Source organism: Bradyrhizobium sp. GCM10028915 (assembly GCF_042666195.1).
In the GTDB taxonomy this organism is placed as follows: domain Bacteria; phylum Pseudomonadota; class Alphaproteobacteria; order Rhizobiales; family Xanthobacteraceae; genus Bradyrhizobium; species Bradyrhizobium canariense_D.
Genome location: NZ_JBHTFN010000034.1, coordinates 101,522 through 118,789, shown reverse-complemented (window position 1 = coordinate 118,789; position 17,268 = coordinate 101,522). Strand labels below are relative to the sequence as shown.

At 58.8% G+C, this 17,268-nt stretch carries 14 protein-coding genes; 12 read left to right on the top strand and 2 right to left on the bottom strand.

From position 1 onward, the window contains the following. Positions 1-1,742: 1,742 nt before the first annotated feature. Positions 1,743-2,687, bottom strand: a complete 945-nt coding sequence (locus ACFQX9_RS17190) for a LysR family transcriptional regulator (protein WP_377789722.1) — start codon at positions 2,685-2,687, stop codon at positions 1,743-1,745. 477 nt (positions 2,688-3,164) lie between these two features. Between ACFQX9_RS17190 and ACFQX9_RS17185 the strand changes: the two genes are divergently transcribed. From ACFQX9_RS17185 to ACFQX9_RS17135, 11 genes are all read left to right on the top strand, one after another. Next, complete coding sequence (locus ACFQX9_RS17185; protein ID WP_377789720.1) at positions 3,165-3,545, top strand: response regulator; 381 nt, start codon at positions 3,165-3,167, stop codon at positions 3,543-3,545. Continuing rightward, a complete protein-coding gene (locus tag ACFQX9_RS17180) occupies positions 3,542-4,174 on the top strand; it encodes a NodA family N-acyltransferase (protein ID WP_377789719.1) in 633 nt (210 codons plus the stop codon). Before ACFQX9_RS17185 ends, ACFQX9_RS17180 begins: the two co-directional genes overlap by 4 nt. Beyond that, positions 4,171-4,830 carry a chitooligosaccharide deacetylase NodB gene (gene nodB / locus ACFQX9_RS17175; protein ID WP_377789717.1) on the top strand — a complete coding sequence of 220 codons (660 nt, stop codon included), beginning with the start codon at positions 4,171-4,173 and terminating at the stop codon, positions 4,828-4,830. The genes ACFQX9_RS17180 and nodB overlap by 4 nt, the downstream gene beginning before the upstream one ends. Before the next feature lie 14 nt (positions 4,831-4,844). Continuing rightward, a complete protein-coding gene (nodC, locus tag ACFQX9_RS17170) occupies positions 4,845-6,203 on the top strand; it encodes a chitooligosaccharide synthase NodC (protein ID WP_377789716.1) in 1,359 nt (452 codons plus the stop codon). A gap of 23 nt (positions 6,204-6,226) precedes the next feature. Next, complete coding sequence (gene nodS / locus ACFQX9_RS17165; protein ID WP_377789715.1) at positions 6,227-6,856, top strand: nodulation methyltransferase NodS; 630 nt, start codon at positions 6,227-6,229, stop codon at positions 6,854-6,856. Between the two features lie 11 nt (positions 6,857-6,867). Next, on the top strand, positions 6,868-8,580 hold the full coding sequence (nodU, locus tag ACFQX9_RS17160; RefSeq protein WP_377789714.1) for a nodulation protein NodU: 1,713 nt from the start codon (positions 6,868-6,870) through the stop codon (positions 8,578-8,580). Positions 8,581-8,584: 4 nt separating this feature from the next. After that, positions 8,585-9,499 carry a nodulation factor ABC transporter ATP-binding protein NodI gene (nodI, locus tag ACFQX9_RS17155; protein WP_377789712.1) on the top strand — a complete coding sequence of 305 codons (915 nt, stop codon included), beginning with the start codon at positions 8,585-8,587 and terminating at the stop codon, positions 9,497-9,499. A 3-nt stretch (positions 9,500-9,502) separates the two neighbouring features. Continuing rightward, entirely contained in the window at positions 9,503-10,291 is a 789-nt protein-coding gene (locus ACFQX9_RS17150) for an ABC transporter permease (RefSeq protein WP_231189075.1), read from the top strand. 197 nt (positions 10,292-10,488) lie between these two features. Beyond that, complete coding sequence (locus tag ACFQX9_RS17145; RefSeq protein WP_377789710.1) at positions 10,489-12,513, top strand: carbamoyltransferase; 2,025 nt, start codon at positions 10,489-10,491, stop codon at positions 12,511-12,513. Between the two features lie 109 nt (positions 12,514-12,622). After that, positions 12,623-13,642: a nodulation protein NodZ gene (locus ACFQX9_RS17140; RefSeq protein ID WP_166517534.1), complete on the top strand. Its 1,020-nt coding sequence runs from the start codon at positions 12,623-12,625 to the stop codon at positions 13,640-13,642. An 819-nt stretch (positions 13,643-14,461) separates the two neighbouring features. After that, positions 14,462-15,298, top strand: coding sequence for an SDR family NAD(P)-dependent oxidoreductase (locus ACFQX9_RS17135; protein ID WP_377789708.1), 837 nt, complete (start codon positions 14,462-14,464; stop codon positions 15,296-15,298). 1 nt (position 15,299) lies between these two features. On the opposite strand, the gene ACFQX9_RS17130 is transcribed toward ACFQX9_RS17135, so the two are convergent. After that, entirely contained in the window at positions 15,300-15,485 is a 186-nt protein-coding gene (locus ACFQX9_RS17130; protein ID WP_377789706.1) for a hypothetical protein, read from the bottom strand. Between ACFQX9_RS17130 and nifA the strand changes: the two genes are divergently transcribed. Continuing rightward, positions 15,484-17,268: nif-specific transcriptional activator NifA (gene nifA / locus ACFQX9_RS17125; protein ID WP_377789704.1), on the top strand; the 1,785-nt coding region annotated here is incomplete at its 3' end. The genes ACFQX9_RS17130 and nifA overlap by 2 nt on opposite strands.

The window sequence follows — 17,268 nt, the reverse complement described above, 5'->3', positions numbered from 1 at the left end:
TGGGCTCGAAGGCGGTCGCTCGCGCGATTGCTACCCAGGTTTTCAGCGCCGGAAGATGATGGCTGCTCTTCAACGACGCAGGTCCGTCGCCGTAAACGTCGGGAGAATGGGGAAGGCGGAGCTCAAGACCAGTCCTGACGACATCATCTCAACGCAGGCGCATCTGAAGCGCCTGGTAAAACGTGCTCCCAATTTAAGGACCGGGTCTCGAACAATCGTGCCATATCCGTTGCATGTGGCGGCACTCAAAACGCGTCTACGACCGCCCCAGGCGCCACGCGCTCACGCCCGGGGAAAGCCTGGCATAACTAATACAGCAATAATTTGCGTGTTTAGGCGTGCGCCGGCTCGGTGTCGCGGAGCGCAGTACATCGGACGGCTCTCGGCAGATGTAATCCACCCGAAGTGCAAGGATCCCTGGCGACACTGCCTTTGCAGATGTTGGCAAGCCTTTGGCAGTCTCGCTATACGGGTCCGCAATAGCAAAGCAGAGATGCTGTAGCTTGGCGAGGAGTTTAATGCGCGTCTTAAGACCGTGCTCAAGTCCAAGCGACTCCCCAGATCTGGGGGGCAGTGTCTGGCGGATTCGTCGTAAGGATCCCGTCGAACATAAGGCTCGACGGCGAGCTGTCGCGGTATTGGCTTGCTCGTCCGGCCGCTCACTCACTCAATTCTAGCCTCTAACAGTATCGCTTTGGCATGCGCGCTGGACATAGATGCTTCGGGATAAGATAGGCAAATCATCTTGCCCCAGCAAAGGAGCCCTTCGGGGTCAGCGGTGCGAGGCAGCAGCTCGAGATGGACGGCGGTGGCGCGGTGTGAGTCACGCCGCAATGTTTCGAAAAACACGATTGTCGCGACATCGGAAAGAAGGTCCCGGCACCGATCATCCGATTTGGCTGGGGATGTCGGCCGAAATGATCGGAAGCTGGAGGAGGAGCAGGCTTGGCGAATGGGAGCGGCGAGCGCTTACGCGGGCGCACCTTGGCACAGTTGCGGTCCTCCATGAACACTCCTCACCGCAACACGCGCGCGGCCGGAAAAGTGCCGCCAGCTGATGTCACTTGATCCGGGTCGAGAGGAACATAAGCGCCGTCGACAGAGGAAGTGTTCCGAATTTCCATTGTGACATTGTGCAAAGACACGCAGTCTTCCCCGCTCATCCGGGTTTGCGCGAGCTGGCGGTTGGCTTTGGGGTGCGCGATCGTGGGCGGCGTTTGCGTTCAGCTTTCATGTTGATTCGACCCGAACGAGCAGGAAGCGCCTCTGCCGGTCATCAGCCATTTGTATCTAGTGGCGCGCTTCGGGACTAACTCCATCGCTGTTGAAGGCAATGAGATCCACCAGTTCAGGCAAACAGCGATGCGGGTTCGCTACCAGGTGAAGCCTGCAACTTCGATCGCAGGTTCTGGCCTTGAACCTGACGCGGTGTGCGATTCAAGCGAGTTTGGTGCTGAGGCCGAACATTGTTCGCCGGACAGGCCACATAATTTTTGCGTACTCTGAAGCTGGCGCATGCACCTGTGATGCGGTCCCGTCCGAATCAGCGGAAAGTCCTTAGCAAGCGAGCTGTGTGATGCGTAGGATCGTCACGGCGCCGCGAGTCAATCGGCTGCGACGCGACCAAACTACGCGTAAGCGCGCTTTTGTTTCCCTGTGCAAAACGTCAATCAGACGACCGGGGCTTCGGGCCTGGCGTAAGTCCGGCTAGCGGGAGCAGGCCGCAACCGGCCCGAACAGTACTAGGACGGGCCGTGACATTGGCTGATCTCGGACGGAGAGACCATCGTGGATGCCTGCTGCAAGAATATGTCGCGCAACCACATGCTTGCAGGATCAGTATTATGAATGGCGGGCCATTGGACGGCCTCTGTGAATGTGAGAAGTCGCAGGGGAGGTTCGACAACCCGCAGCGGCATCGTCTGTGCGAAATGACTAACCAATCTTGAGGGCATGCTCGCTATACGGTTGGTGCCCAATAACATAGGCGGAATCATGCCAAAACCCTGCACCGCGACCTCGGTGCGTATCTTGAAACCATGCTCGAGCAAGAGCCATTCGTGGAAGGAGGGCCTCAGGGAGCGCCCGAACTGGGCTTCCACGTGCCCGATCGAGATGTATTTCTCGAACGTGAGACGCGAAGCGAGCTGCTTGTTCATGGGGCAGCCCACGCAGACGAAAGTGTCCTCGAACAGAGCCGCCTTCGGATGCGCGCTCGACATGAACATCTGCGGATACATGAGAAAATCGACTTCACCGCGCCGGAGAAGCTCGTCAGGTTCCTCTGCGGGCGGCAGCAACTCGAAACTGATTGTTGGTGCCTCCCGCGCGACGCGGTCCACGACCCCTCGAAGAAACACGACAGTCATGAAGTCGGACAGGATGATCCTAAATCGCCGATTCGATTGAGACGGATCGAAGCCGTCTGGAGAAATAATGGAGTGCTGAATGTGAGCGAGAGCCTCGCGAATCGGGGCTGCGAGCGCTTCAGCCCGCGGCGTTGGGACAAGCTTCCGTCCTTTCATGGTGAATAGCTCATCGCGAAAGTAAGTGCGAAGCCGCGCGACGGCGGCACTCATGGCAGGTTGACTGAGGTTGATGCTTCTTGCCGCCGTCGTGAGATTGCCTTGCGTCACCAGGGCGTCGAACGCGACGAGGAGATTCAGATCAAGGCCCTTGAAACGCATAATCCGGAGCGATCCACGCTGTGAATGTGTTCTATCGATATAATCGATTTTACCATTTGTACCGAATGAGGGTAGCAAACGATAGTTTAGCGAGATGTCAGATCCATCAGAATGGTTACAAACCGTTGCGCGTCTCAGCCCAGCGCTAGGTATCAATCAAGACGTCTCGATCGAGCGGTCGCAGTTTCGCGCGTGTTGCGCAAGCCATATCGCCGTGAGCTAGAACGATCGGAATCCGCAAAGTTGCGTGGGCGTATACGCCGAGCAAACCATCGTATGGCTTCGCCAACCCATTCTATATCCACCGTGTACCGCCGTAGAATTGAGCGAACCCTCAACCAGGCCGTAGATTGCCGTCCGGTCGCACCCCTCCGGTTGCGGGTGCCAAATGTGCCTTGGTCGCATCCGATTGGGTTGCGTCCTTGCGACGGTGAAATCGTGCGGAACATGCAAGCGAAGGCGTCCTTGGCGAATCTAATGAAAGTTGCGCACATGCGCGATGTGGTCGCGATTGTGAATGCAGATCAGTCAGGGCGTGAAGATCTGACGGATATGGTGTTTTTCGCAGGTTACGTGCCTGAGCCATTCGAGAGCGCAGAGGGGTTCTCGAAATCAGACCGCCGTTCGATCACGTCGTGCTTGATCGCGGACATGCACTCGAGCGCGATGAGTGGCCTCGAGCTCTTCGATCATCTGGTTGCATCCGGAGGCGCGATTCCCACCGTTCTGATCACCGGCCATTCCGAACACGATGTGAGGCGACGCCCTGGACTCCAGTTCATGAGCAAGCCTTTCGAAGGCAGCGAACTGCTGGCCTGCGTCAGGAGCCAGATAGCGAACAGGAATGACGCCCTATGAACATGATCGTGCCCGAATCCACACGAGGTGCTTCGGCGCGCCCTCCGGTCCGTTGGAGGTTGTGCTGGGAGAATGACCTTGAACTTGCTGACCATATTGAATTATCCGACTTCTTCCGGAAGACCTATGGTCCGACCGGGGAATTCAATGCAAAGCCCTTTGAAGGTCATCGAAGCTGGGCCGGCGCAAGGCCTGAAATTCGGGCAATTGGCTACGATGATCGTGGCGTTGCGATTCACATCGCGGCACTACGCCGCTTCATAAAAATTGGTCAGACCGATCTGCTCGTGGCTGAACTCGGATTGTACGGGGTTCGCCCGGATCTGGAGGGGCTTGGAATAACCCACTCGATCCGAGTGATGTATCCCGTATTGCGAGATCTTGGCGTGCCGTTCGGCTTTGGCACAGTCCGAGCTGCCCTGCAGAAACATATTACCAGGCTGCTCGGGCGACAGGGATTGGCGACTGTTCTGCCAGGGCTCCGCGTCCGGTCCGCTCGTCCGGACATCTACCTCACTGTGCCTCCGACGCGTGTGGAGGACGTGGTCGGCCTCGTTCTGCCGATTGCGAGACCCATGAGCGAATGGCCGGCGGGTGACACGATCGAACGGAACGGGCCAGAACTGTGAGGTCCACAAACGACGCGACTGAAGCGCGGAGCGACTACGCCGATGCCGGCGGAGAGCCTTGCGTCTATCTGAGCTTTGATGATGGTCCCAACCCGCTTTGCACGCCGGCTATCCTGGATGTTCTGGCGCAGCATCGGACGCCCGCCACCTTCTGCGTGATCGGTGCATACGCGGCGGCCCAGCCACAGCTGATCCAGCGCATCATTGCAGAAGGGCACGAGGTCGCAAACCACACAATGACGCACCCGGACTTGGCCAAATGCATCGCCGATGAGGTGGAATACGAGATCCTCACGACGAATAAGGTCATTGGAATGGCCTGCCCCGGGGCCTCTGTGCGGCACATGCGTGCGCCGTACGGGATCTGGAGCAAGGAGGCCTTCGCCGTGTCGGCGAAGGCCGAACTGGCAGCCCTGCACTGGTCAGTCGACCCGCAAGACTGGTCGCGTCCGGGCGTCGAGGCGATAGTTGCCGCGGTGCTGGCCTCGGTCCAGCCGGGCGCAATCGTGCTCCTGCACGACGGATGCCCTCCCGACGAGTTCGGACGCTGCCCTCATGCTGGTCGGCGCGACCAGACCGTGACGGCGCTCGCCCAACTCATTCCAGCACTGCATGACCGTGGATTTGCAATCCGGTCGCTTCCTCAACCTCACTGAATAGATCGATTCCCATGAGCCTGCTTGCCACCATCAGCACCGCTGCTGTTGCCTCCTACGCGTTGCTCTCCAGCGTCCACAAGAGCGCGCAGGCGCTTTATGCGCTGCGAAGCGACGCTCCACTGCCGCCGTACGACCGGGTCGACGCCGATGCTCTGCCCAGCGTCGATGTCATCGTGCCCTGCTTCAACGAGGACCCGCGCACGCTGGCGGCCTGCCTGAAGTCTATCGCAAGTCAGGATTACCCAGGGCGATTGCAGGTCTACGTGGTCGACGACGGCTCGGCAAATGTCGGCGCAGTGGCCGCGGTCCACGCGAGCTACGCGTATGACCCGAGATTCACCATCATTCTGCTGCCAAGCAATGTGGGAAAACGCAAGGCGCAGATCGCAGCGATTCGCCGCTCATTCGGCGATCTCGTGCTCAACGTCGACTCCGACACGGAAATCGACAGCGACGTGGTCAGCAAGCTCGTGCGCAAGATGCAGGATCCAGCCGTCGGCGCGGCCATGGGCCAATTGAAGGCCAGCAACCGAAACGACAGCTGGCTGACCCGATTGATCGACATGGAGTACTGGTTGGCTTGCAACGAGGAGCGCGCGGCGCAAACGCGGTTTGGTGCCGTCATGTGCTGCTGCGGGCCGTGCGCCATGTACCGGCGCTCCGCGCTGCTGTTGCTGCTCGAGCAATACGAGACGCAGTTCTTCCGGGGAAAACCCAGCGACTTCGGTGAGGACCGTCATCTGACCATCCTCATGCTCAAGGCAGGGTTCCGAACGGAGTACGTTCCGGACGCCATCGCCGCCACGGTGGTCCCGGACACGCTTTTGCCGTATCTGCGCCAACAGCTCCGCTGGGCGCGCAGCACATACCGCGACACCCTGCTCGGTTTGCACCTGCTGCCCGGCCTCGACCGGTACCTCACGCTGGACGTGGTTGGACAGAACCTAGGGCCGCTGCTGCTCGCCGTCTCATCGATTGCCGCGCTCGCTCAGCTTGCGCTCACGGGCACCGTGCCCTGGTGGACGGGCCTGACCATCATCGCGATGACGATGATAAGATGCAGCGTGGCAGCCGTTCGTGCCCGTGAGCTTCGATTTCTCGGCTTCTCGCTGCACACCCCGATCAACATCTTCCTCCTGCTCCCGATGAAAGCCTATGCGCTCTGTACCTTGAGCAACAGCGATTGGCTCTCGCGCAAAATAGCGAACTCACCAGACGTTGATGAATCGAAGGGCTCCACCGAAGACGCGACAACTGGACCAAGCCTTAACCCCGGATCGGCAATGCCTGGCGCAATTCGCAGGGCAGGTCTTTCGCGCGCTCCATCGCAGCTGATCGCGCCGGATGGCATTGCGGCCGAGACTGAGTGAGCAGCTTTGTAGGAGATTAGGTCGTGAACGTGCATCAGACATATCAATCGTTGGAACGGGAGCTGTCTAATGAGGATCCGTGGCGGCTCGACGACAATCCGTTCGAACGTGAGCGTCACACCCAATTGCTGCGGCTGTCGCTGTCGAACAGCGCCGTCTCGAATGGCCTCGAAATTGGGTGCGCGGCCGGTGCGTTTACAGAGAAGCTTGCTCCTCACTGCGAACGACTCACGGTCATCGATGTTATGCCGCGAGCGATCGGTCGAGCGGTCCAGCGGACCAAGAGGTGGTCGCATATCAGCTGGGCGGCGACTGACATTCTGCAGTTCTCGGCCGCAGAGCGGTTCGATCTGATCGTGGTCGCCGAAGTTCTCTATTATCTCGAAGACATGACACAAATGCGAACTGCAGTCGACAACATGGTGAAGATGCTTGCTCCGGGTGGGCATCTGGTCTTCGGATCTGCACGTGATGCGACCTGCAAGCGATGGGGGCATGTCGCTGGCGCCGAGACGGTCATCACGATTTTGACTGAAGCGCTCATTGAGGTCGAACGCGTGCAGTGCCAGGGGCAGTCGGCTGACGAAGACTGTCTTTTGGTCCGCTTTCGGAATCCGGAGCCATCTTCGATCCCACCCAACGGCCGAGGCTAAGAGGAGCCACTATGCGTATCTGCGGTATCAAGTTGACGCATGACGGGGCAGTCGCTCTGATTGAGGACGGGCGAGTGGTGTTCTGCGTCGAGCAGGAGAAGCTAAACAATAATCCGCGCTATCAAACCATCGACAACCTGGATTCCGTTGTTAGCGCCTTGGCGGAGCACGGGCTCGATCCGAGCGATGTCGATCAGTTCGTCATTGATGGCTGGGATGGAGAGTTCGAATCCCAGTTTGAAGTCCTTAGTGGGACGACGACCGTTAAGCTTAAGGGCGCGCCGTATGTCGAACGCCAAGGCGATAGCCCCCTCGCGTCCCGCGATCGCATCGGCCTTATGCTTGATGGGAAACTATATCCGTATCAAAGCTATCCCCATGTCACCGGGCACGTAGCATCCGCATACTGCACCAGCTCGTTTGCCAAATCCGCACAATCTGCTTTCTGCTTGGTGTGGGACGGTTGCATGTTTCCGCGCCTCTACTATGTCGAGCCGCACGGCATCCGGTTCATCGAGTGCCTGTTTCCGATGATAGGCCACGCCTATGCGACCGCAGGACATCACTTCGGACCTTACAGGCGGGCAGACCGGACCAGCTGGGATCTCGGCATCGCCGGCAAGCTGATGGCCTATATCGCAATGGGAGCTCCCGACGAGGAGATTATTGCGACGTTTCAGGAGCTTTACCAGGCGCACTTTGCCACGGATGCTGAGGGCGCTTGTCATGAGCTTGCACGGATCAACAGCTCACTATCACCACTTGAAGCTCTGCACGACTTCTTCGATGCGTGCGCACTGCGATTGAAGGCCAAGCAGGCCGAAGACATCCTTGCGTCATTTCACGTCTTTCTAGAGCGCCTGCTGGTTCGCACAATTGCTGATGTTGTGCAGCGACATTCGGATCTTGCGGGGGTGCGTAACCTCTGCATAGCCGGCGGCTGTGGCCTGAATATCAAGTGGAATAGTGCATTTCGCGCGACCGGCCTGTTCGATGACGTGTGGGTGCCGCCCTTTCCGAACGACAGCGGCTCAGCGATCGGTGCTGCTTGCTCTGCACTGGCGGCACAGCAAGGCTTTAGAGCTCTGGAATGGACGGTCTACAGTGGACCGGCCGTTCGTCCCAGCGAAGTCCCGCCCGGATGGGACGGCGCGCCCTGCACTATGGGCGAACTTGCGGCAATACTCGCGAGTGACAAGCCCGTGATCTTCCTTGCCGGGCGTGCCGAGCTCGGACCACGTGCGTTGGGTGGCAGAAGCATTCTCGCGGCTGCGAGCTGGGAGGGAATGAAAGATCATCTCAACGACGTCAAGCTTCGTGAGCATTTCAGGCCGGTAGCGCCGATATGCCTGGAGGATCGTGCGGCGGAGATTTTTAGCCCCGGAATAGCCGATCCGTACATGCTGTTCGATCACCAGACGCGACCGGAATGGCGGGACAAAATTCCCGCCGTCGTGCATCTCGATGGATCTGCTCGCCTACAGACGGTTTCCAGAACATCTCAGCATAAAGTGGTCGAGCTTCTCATCGCGTACGAGAAGCTCACAGCCATTCCGCTGCTTTGCAATACCAGCGCCAATCTGCATGGACGCGGCTTTTTCCCGGATGCTGCCGCCGCGTGCCAGTGGGGACGCGTCGATCACGTGTGGTGTGACGGCCTGCTTTGGACGAAAAAGCACGCGACCAAGGACGCGGTGCGAACAACGTCCGTCGCGATCGCGTAAGCAAATGTCAAGCCCGGCAATCGACCTTTTCGAGGTGAGTAAGTCCTACAAGGACCGGACGGTCGTGGACGCTCTTTCGTTTACGGTCTCGCCAGGAGAGTGCTTCGGTCTGCTGGGACCAAACGGCGCGGGTAAAAGCACGCTTGCGCGTTTGATCCTCGGTGTTGCATCGCCCGACGCAGGTAAGATCTACGTGCTTGGCGAGCCGGTGCCGGCACGTGCGCCGTTGGCGCGTCGGGGCATCGGGGTTGTCCCACAGTTCGATAACCTCGATCTTCAGCTCACCGTGCGCGAAAACTTGCTCGTATTCGGTCGCTACTTCGGCATGAGCGCGACCGAGGTCAAAGCGGTGACGCCGTCACTGCTCGAATTCGCTCGCTTGGAGAACAAGGCGGACGCGCGCGTCGCCGAACTGTCCGGCGGCATGAAGCGGCGACTGACGCTGGCACGTGCCCTCATTAACGACCCGCAGCTCTTGGTGCTTGACGAGCCGACGACTGGCCTCGATCCGCACGGCCGGCACCTCATCTGGGAACGCTTGCGCTGGCTATTAGCGCGCGGCAAAACGATTCTTCTCACCACCCATTTCATGGAAGAGGCGGAGCGATTGTGCGACCGCCTGTGCGTGCTTGAGCACGGCGGCAAGATCGCCGAAGGGCGGCCTCATGCTCTGATCGAGCAGCAGATCGGGTGTCAGGTGATCGAGATTTACGGTGGTAACCCGCATGAGTTGCTGCCGCTGGTCAGAACCCAAGTGCAGCACGCTGAGGTGAGCGGGGAGACGCTGTTTTGCTATGCCGCGGATCCCGAGCAGGTGCGTCGCCGGCTTGCCAACCGTCCGGATCTCCGTCTTCTGCAGCGACCTCCAAATCTGGAGGATGTCTTCTTGCGGCTAACCGGGCGAGAGATGAAGGACTGAACGATGTGGCAACGTTTTGCGCCCGCGCTCCCTGCTAATCCATGGAACTGGATCGCGGTATGGCGCCGCAACTTTCTGGTCTGGCGGAAAGTCGCTCTGGCATCGATTCTTGGGAATCTGGCCGAGCCGATGAGCTCTCTGTTCGGTCTTGGCTTTGGCCTCGGAATGATCGTAGGTGGCGTTGAGGGAACTTCATACATTGCGTTTCTGGCGGCTGGCATGGTCGCCACAAGCGCAATGGTCTCCTCAACCTTTGAAACCATCTATGGGGCTTACGCTCGCATGCAGACAGGTTGCACGTGGGAGGCGGTGCTCTGTACGCCTCTCACGCTCGGCGACATTGTTCTAGGTGAAGTGGCATGGGCAGCAAGCAAGGCCTTGCTCGCCGGGACCGCGATCACGATTGTTGCCGTCGCGCTGGGGTATGCAGAGTGGTCGTCCATTCCCTATGCGTTACCAGCCATCGCCCTCACTGGCGTTGCTTTCGCGAGCCTCGCAATGGTCGTTTCCGCTCTTGCACCGAGCCACGACTATTTCATCTTCTACCAATCCCTTATCCTCACGCCCATGATGTATTTGAGCGGGGCGATCTTCCCAATCAGCCAGCTGCCAGGTTCATTTCAACGCATCGCGGCCTTGTTGCCCCTGACACATTCGGTCGATCTCATTCGTCCAGCAATGCTCGGTCGGCCGGTCGACAGCGTCGGTTTGCATGTGGGCACACTGTGCATCTACGCAGCCATTCCCTTCATCGTCTCAGCTGCGCTGCTTCGGCAACGCCTGATGCGGTGAGAGGAACAAGACCTAAAGCGAAGCGTCGCGGGTGCGAGATCAGACACGGACGTAACGAACTTTCGGTTCGCGGCCGACGCTTATACGAGCCTCGTTTCGTTGGCGATGCCTGCGGCCCCGCGGCGACGTGCAGCCTACTCGCCAAGCAAGCGATATGAAATAGGCCAGCAGGCCTCTCAAAATGAACGGAGAACAAGATGCTGTGTCTAGGATTGAGTGGCGGGCTTGACAGGGTCTATGAAAACCCGCTGCAACTACCGAACACGTTTCTGCACGACGGCGCCGCGGTGCTCGTCAAGGACGGTCGCGTGATCGCCGCCGTTGAAGAGGAGCGCCTCAACCGCATCAAACATTCGAACAAGCTCCCGAGCAGTGCGATTGAATACTGTCTAGCAGCCGCGGGTGTGGAGCTTCGCGACGTCGATCGTATTGCGTTCTACGCGACTGAAGCCTACTGCAATTCGATGCTCGAACGGTTGTTCATCTCACAACCTGAGATCTCAATTCCGCTGGATGCGAATCTCCTGTTGCGGCACCTTCTCGCGGCAGAGTTCGGTACCCAAGTTGACCCTTCGCGGGTGTCATTCGTAGGCCATCATCAGGCCCATGCCGTAAGCGCTTTGGCAATGTCCGGTTTTGAAGAAAGCCTGGTTCTCGCGATCGACGGCTGTGGCGACTTCCTCTCGGGTCTGTTGGCGGTGGGGTCGGGCACCGAAATGACCGAGCTCATGACGTTTCCAGAGACCAACTCTCTCGGACTGTTCTATCTGGAAACGATCCGATACCTCGGCTACGGCCTGTTCGACGAATATAAGGTCATGGGATTGGCTCCTTATGGAGATCCCGCTCGCCATCGCGAGCTTTTCTCCCAATTTTATGAGCTCTCCCCCAACGGTGCCTACCGCGTTCACCTCGACCGTATCGGCCCGGCATTGCTGCGCAATATCGAGGTCCGGCGAAAGGGAATGCCGTTCACGCAACAACACCGAGATGTGAGCGCTTCATTGCAGGAAGCGCTGGAGCGGATCGTCTTTCACATTCTTCGGCATTATCGTGAGCAGACCGGAATGAAACGGTTGTGCCTGGCTGGCGGGGTAGCCCACAACTGCACGCTAAACGGAAAACTGCTGTACTCAGGGCTATTCGAAGAGATTTTTGTGCAGCCGGCCTCGCATGATGCCGGATGCGCATTGGGTGCGGCGCTGATGGTGTCGAAGGAGGCCGGGCAGGCTCCGCCCCGCGAACGACTACAGGCGGTTTATTGGGGGCCCGATGTCGGCAGCGACGACAGCATTGAACAGGAACTGAAGGGATGGGCCGGACACCTCGAGATTGAACGGACCGCTGACGTCGCAGCCAGAGCAGCCGAGTGGATCGCTGATGGCGCTGTGATCGGGTGGGTACAGGGCCGGTCCGAGTTCGGCCCTCGTGCGCTCGGCAACCGCAGCATTCTTGCGGACCCGAGGCCCGCGGCAAACAAGGACCGGATCAATGCGATGGTCAAGAAGCGCGAGAGTTATCGACCGTTCGCGCCATCGGTTCTCGAGGAGGATGCGGGCGCGTTCTTTGAGTTGCCGGATGGTCGCGCAGAATATCCCTTCATGAATTTCGTCGTGCGCGTGCGCGAATCCATGCGTGCATTGCTGGGCGCGATCACGCATATCGATGGTACGGCTCGGCTGCAAACGGTGTCCCGCACGAGCAATGCCGCCTATTGGGAACTTATCAATGCGTTCAAAGCTCGAACGGGCGTCCCGATTCTGCTTAATACGTCGTTCAACAACAATGCCGAACCGATCGTAGATTCCGTTGCCGATGCGATTACGGCGTTTTTGTCGACCGAGCTGGATGGGCTTGTGGTCGGGTCATTCCTCATCAAAAAGCGGGCAACAACGCTCGAAAATTGGACCGCACTCGCTGTATCACTGCCGCCCCATGTATCTCTTTACCGGGTTCGCGCTCATGCGGGCCGAGACCGCCAGGAGACAATCTGCGAGATCCGCATGGGTCACTCCAGCCATGACAGCGTACGCGTCTCGCATGACCTGTTCGACATGCTGATGCAAATCGAGAAGGAAGCTGTTCTGGCCGATCTTCTCGCCAGGGTCACCTCTGACAGGACCAGGCGCGAAGCTCTCCTGAACGAACTGCGCGGGCTGTGGGATCAGCGTCGTATTCGGCTGCATCCGTCAACAGACTGGGCCGTCGTAAAAGGTGCGTAATGTGACACCTCTAGCATGACCTAACAATCGCAGTGCCGTGCAGGATGAGTTTGCGGGTTGGGTGACTTGCGTCCAGGTGACCAGCGCCCGGCGTAGATCGGCATCGCGGATGAGTTGGTGCGCCACACTCGCGCAACGAGAAGGGTTTGATAACGTGACGAAGGAACGCTTTGTTGTTTCTCGGAGGCGCACCGGCTTTGGTGATTGCCTCTGGTCGTTGGCATCAGCCTGGTCGTACGCGCAGCGGACCGGGCGAACGCTCGTTATTGACTGGCGCGGTTCCTGTTATGTCGACCAACCGTTCAGCAATGCCTTTCCGGTGTTCTTCGAGCCGGTTGAGGAGATCGCTGGCGTGCCGGTGATTTGCGATGACAGGCTCAACCAGCTCTCGTTTCCCGGCCCGTTCTTCCCGCCGTGGTGGAATAGGCCATCGATCGACTGTATCAATCGTCCGGACGAGCAGATCTTCCGAGAACGTGACGAACTGACTGAGCTGTTCCAAGCAGGAGACGATAACGAGGCCAACACCATTGTCTGTGACGCTTGCCTGATGTGGCGTTGTGGTGAGGAAGCCGAACGACTGATCTTCCGAAACATCAAACTCAGGTCTGAGATTCGAGCGCGGATCGAGGACTTGTATGAGCAACACTTTAACGGCCATAGTATCATCGGCGTTCATGTTCGGCACGGCAATGGCGAAGATATCATGGGGCATGCTCCGTACTGGGCCGATTCGGAGCTCGCTCTTCGTCAGGTCTGCATGGCAATCCGTAAAGCCATGGCTTTGCCATATCCAAAGCCTGTTAAGATCTTCCTGTGCACGGATAGCGCACAGGTGCTCGATCACATATCGGGTCTGTTTCCCGATATCTTCGCCGTACCAAAACGGTTCCAGGCCGATCTGGCAGGGCCGTTGCATAGTGCGGAAATGGGAATTGAAGGTGGAGCTTCCGCGCTCATCGACATGTATCTTCTTGCGCGATGCGCCACCGTGATCCGCTTTCCCCCCACCAGCGCCTTTACGCGCTATGCCCGTCTGCTCGTGCCACGCATTATTGAATTCGATCTGAGCAATCCCGAGCAGTTGACCCTGGTCGATAATCCATACGAGCATTTCGCGGCTTCATGAGGTGCCGCGAATCTGAACCTGAGCAATCGTCGCCTTAGATCGTCGGCCTGATACTGCTGGCTTCCACAGCATCGGGTTTCGCAACGTCCGCAGCTGAGGGCTGACCGACGCACTGCCGGGATGCAGTGGTACAGCGAATGCCCGGCGAAGCGTAGGCCAATGCCGGCGAGCTCGGCGGCCTTGTCCCGGGATACGTCGGACCGCGACGTGTAAGTCGACTGGCCGGAGAAAAGGTTAGGGTCCCGCATCGCCGGGCCGAAACCGCCATCGGTGGCCACGCGGTGAAGAGCACGGTAATGGTGGCCCGGGCCGCCGAGGAATCTGACGTAGCAGACGGTCACGTCAGAATGTCCCAGCAGCAAGGACGCGCGTCAGGTAGACGTATCGCCGTTTCTGCGTTAATCCCTTGGCGGTCAGCTCGTCTTCTGGACGACGGCCTTGTTCATGCGCTGGTTGCGAAATACTTTCGACCGCAGCTGATCAACGGCACGAGCCCCAGCCCATCGATGTCGAACCAGAGCCGCATCTGCGGCGGCGCGTCCAACCGAGGAAATTGAACGAACTGGCCATCGATCCTGATCTCCGCACAAGGCAGCTAAACTATCTCCGCCAATTCGAATGAGCCACAGACCACCCCTGGAGTGCGACCCACTCAACGCGCCCGGGGGTTTGACGCGGCGTTGCTGTTGTCGAAAAGCAAACAGGCCAGATGTTCAGAACCTGCCATTTGTCGCAAAAGTGCGCCCCTTATGCCCTGCGTCGCTTTGGCCCGGATCCTGCACAAGGTGCACAGCCGATGGGAGCGGAAGGGAGCCGCGTGTGAATCTAGATCTACCAGATGACAAAGCGGTCGTACCTCAATCGTCGGAAACGGACCCTAGCGGTCCAATTCACGCCAATCGAGCGGGCCGTCCCCTGCGTGAGCGAAAGACGCTGGTATTGACCGGGGCATCGCGCGGTATCGGTCGCGCCACCGGAAAATTGTTTTCGAAAGCCGGTTGGCGCATCATTTCTTGCGCGCGCCAATCATTGGACGCGGCGCGTCGCCCATCAGACTCAGAGGGCGACAGCTATATCGAAGTCGACCTGGGCGATCATCGGATGCTGCCGCGCGTGATTGCCGAGATCAAGGAGCGCCTTGCTGGCGCACCGTTGCACGGACTGGTAAACAATGCCGGAAACTCACCAAAAGCGGCAAACGGTACCAGGCTGACATCGCTGGCGACCTCAGTCGACACCTGGATGAGCGTGTTCCACCTCAATCTGGTGGCACCGATCCTACTCGCTCAAGGCCTGTTCGACGAATTAAAAAGGGCGTCAGGCTCGATCGTCAACGTGACGTCGATCGCCGGCTCGCGGGTGCATCCATTTGCAGGCTCGGCATATGCGACTTCGAAAGCTGCGCTCGCTTGTCTCACGCGCGAAATGGCGCACGATTACGCCGCGCATGGCATTCGCGTCAATGCGATCGCGCCCGGCGAAATCAAGACGGACATTTTGTCGCCTGACACGGAAGCGCATCTTGTGCCAAAGATCCCACTCCGCCGAGTGGGTACACCCGAAGAGGTCGCCAAGGTCATTTTCTTCCTATGTTCAGATGCGGCAAGTTATGTCACCGGCGCCGAAGTGCCGATCAATGGCGGGCAACACTTATAATTCAATCAGCCCCTAAAGAGCCCCAGCTGTTCTGAGCTTCATCGATGGAAGGCATGTTGGCCGGGGTGAATCCGCGCAGCGAGTTGGAAAACAAAGCGGCAAAGCTAGTTACTCTAAGTGCTGCCGACGTGCCATGAAGAGGGGTAATCTCTCGTCCGCCCTGAGAACTGGATGTCAGATCGGGCATGCAACACGAATCCAACAAGTCCGATGGGGAGGATCGAGAAAGGAACGAAGAAGTCGTCATGCTAGACAGCATTTCCCTGCGCGAAAAGCCAAACTCAACCTCCGACGCGGATGCTTCCGCTTGTATTGTGCGGTCCCAAGAGAAATCGCTAAGCACGATTGTTGAGATAGCGCACACGCTCACTGGCCTATGTCGGCTCGAGGCTAAGCTGGCGAGCGTCATCGAGCGCCTGCGATCGCTCGTGCAGATGCGGCGCGGCATCGTATGTCTGTTCGAGCATGACGGCGGGCCGGAGATCATCGTAGAGGACGGCAGGAGCGAAGACTGCGATGCCCGCTGCCGGGTGCGCTTGCCGCAAGGAGCAATCGATCAAATCGTCGCGTCGGGGCAGCCGCTCATCGTGGAGAATGTAGCGCTGCATTCGGCCTTCAGTTCTTCGGAGGTCGATATGCTAAATGCCGGCGGTCATACGCGTGTTGCGTTCATCGGCGTTCCCATAGACGTTGACGGCAAAGTTGTGGGTACGCTGAGCATTGACCGCATCGCGGACAATGGGACGCGTGCGCAGCTCGACGACGACCTCCGCCTTCTGACGATGGTCGCCAGCCTGCTAGGCCAGACGACGAAGCTGCATTGCTCGTTTGTGCGCGATCGCGGGCGCCTTATGGACGAGGAGTTCCGGCTGCAGAAGCAACTCTCCGAGCTCAAGCCTCATGGGCGGGACCGTAAGAAGGTCCAAGTCGAGGGGATGATCGGCGACAGCCCGGCGCTGCGCGCGCTACTTGACAAGATCGAGGTGATCTCAAAATCAAATAGCACGGTTTTGTTGCGTGGCGAATCGGGTACCGGCAAAGAGCTGGTCGCGAAGGCTATTCACGAGCGTTCAGCGCGCGCCAAACGCTCCTTTATCAAGCTGAATTGCGCAGCCCTCACCGAGACCGTGCTGGAATCCGAATTGTTCGGACACGAGAAGGGGGCGTTTACGGGCGCATTCAACGCGCGCAAGGGGCGCTTCGAGATCGCCGACAAGGGAACGCTGTTTCTGGATGAGATTGGAGAGATCTCGGGCTCGTTCCAGGCGAAGCTTCTGCGCGTGCTTCAGGAGCAGGAATTCGAGCGGGTGGGCGGCAATCAGACGATCAAAGTCGACGTCCGCGTGATTGCGGCCACGAACAAAAATCTTGAAGAGGCGGTGGCAAGGAACGAGTTCCGTGCCGATCTCTATTACCGCATCAGCGTTGTTCCTCTGCTATTGCCGCCGCTGCGGGAAAGACGCACTGATATTCCGCTTCTCGCCGCTCGTTTTTTGAGGAACTTTAACAATGAGAACGGCCGTACTCTGGTATTCGATTCAAGTGCGATTGAGGTCCTCATGAATTGCGGATTTCCCGGTAATGTCCGTGAGCTCGAAAACTGCGTGCAGCGGACCGCGACGCTAGCGCGAGGATCGTCGATCGTAAGAGATGATTTTGCGTGCTGCCACGGGCAATGCCTGTCGGCTTTGCTATGGAAGTGTGGACCGGCGGAAATGGCCCGACAGCCGAGCCCGACAATCTCACTGCCCGCGAGGCTGAGCATGCCGCCAACACAAGCCGCCACACCCATTCAGCCGGTGAGCAGCGAGCTGACACCGCTGGGGCGCCCCGTGGTGGGTGCCGCGAAAGTCACCGATCGCGAGCGCGTCATCGCAGCCATGGAAAGATCCGGGTGGGTACAGGCGAAGGCGGCGCGCCTGCTTGGACTGACCCCGCGCCAGATTGGCTACGCCTTGCGAAGACACGGC

What these genes read in the sequence shown, in the direction of transcription:
- ACFQX9_RS17190 (WP_377789722.1), bottom strand. Translation starts at nt 2,687, where the DNA reads ATGCGTTTCAAGGGCCTTGATCTGAATCTCCTCGTCGCGTTCGACGCC.
- ACFQX9_RS17185 (WP_377789720.1), top strand. Translation starts at nt 3,165, where the DNA reads ATGAAAGTTGCGCACATGCGCGATGTGGTCGCGATTGTGAATGCAGAT.
- ACFQX9_RS17180 (WP_377789719.1), top strand. Translation starts at nt 3,542, where the DNA reads ATGAACATGATCGTGCCCGAATCCACACGAGGTGCTTCGGCGCGCCCT.
- nodC (WP_377789716.1), top strand. Translation starts at nt 4,845, where the DNA reads ATGAGCCTGCTTGCCACCATCAGCACCGCTGCTGTTGCCTCCTACGCG.
- nodU (WP_377789714.1), top strand. Translation starts at nt 6,868, where the DNA reads ATGCGTATCTGCGGTATCAAGTTGACGCATGACGGGGCAGTCGCTCTG.
- nodI (WP_377789712.1), top strand. Translation starts at nt 8,585, where the DNA reads ATGTCAAGCCCGGCAATCGACCTTTTCGAGGTGAGTAAGTCCTACAAG.
- ACFQX9_RS17150 (WP_231189075.1), top strand. Translation starts at nt 9,503, where the DNA reads ATGTGGCAACGTTTTGCGCCCGCGCTCCCTGCTAATCCATGGAACTGG.
- ACFQX9_RS17145 (WP_377789710.1), top strand. Translation starts at nt 10,489, where the DNA reads ATGCTGTGTCTAGGATTGAGTGGCGGGCTTGACAGGGTCTATGAAAAC.
- ACFQX9_RS17140 (WP_166517534.1), top strand. Translation starts at nt 12,623, where the DNA reads ATGAGTTGGTGCGCCACACTCGCGCAACGAGAAGGGTTTGATAACGTG.
- ACFQX9_RS17130 (WP_377789706.1), bottom strand. Translation starts at nt 15,485, where the DNA reads ATGCCCGATCTGACATCCAGTTCTCAGGGCGGACGAGAGATTACCCCT.